Below are 555 nucleotides of genomic sequence, written 5' to 3'. Positions count from 1 at the left end.
CGGGCCAGGTTGCCCGCACCCTGTCGGGGGGCGAGCAGCAGATGCTGGCGATCGGCCGGGCGCTGATGACCAATCCGCGCCTTTTGGTGCTGGATGAGGCCACCGAGGGCCTGGCCCCGGTGGTGCGTGGCGAGATTCAGGCCGCGATCCGGCGGCTGAAGCTCGAGGGGCTCTCGATCCTGCTGGTTGATAAATCACTGGCCGAAATCGCCGCAGTGGCCGATAGCGCCGTGATCCTTGAGCGCGGCGCGACGGTCTGGAGCGGCAAAATGCCCGCCCTGAGCCCCGAAATCGCAGATCGCTGGCTGGGGGTGTGAGGTTCGAAAGGGGCAGCAGTCTGCCCCCTCACTCCCGTCAGAACTGGCTGGTGCTGTTCAGGAAAAGCCGGTCTGCGCCGCGTCAGAAGGGCACAGATCATCTGACTGAATGCCCCATGTTTGATGGTCGCCTTTTTTTCTACTTTTGAGGCAAGGAGGCCATGATGGTCACAGTGACTTTCAGCGACGACTTCAAGCGTGATGCGGTCGCTCAGATCACGGAGCGGGGCTATAAACG

At 62.7% G+C, this 555-nt stretch carries 1 protein-coding gene; it reads left to right on the top strand.

Going from position 1 to position 555, the window contains the following annotated elements; genetic code table 11:
- Positions 1-317, top strand: a 317-nt coding sequence (locus tag H0485_RS21355) for an ATP-binding cassette domain-containing protein (protein ID WP_226937879.1), incomplete at its 5' end; no start/stop codon positions are given.
- Positions 318-555 lie beyond the last annotated feature (238 nt).

Source organism: Pseudogemmobacter faecipullorum (assembly GCF_020539525.1).
GTDB classification, from domain to species: Bacteria; Pseudomonadota; Alphaproteobacteria; order Rhodobacterales; family Rhodobacteraceae; genus Pseudogemmobacter; species Pseudogemmobacter faecipullorum.
The sequence above is the reverse complement of the archived record's forward strand: the minus strand, read 5'-3'. Positions and strand labels throughout refer to the sequence as shown.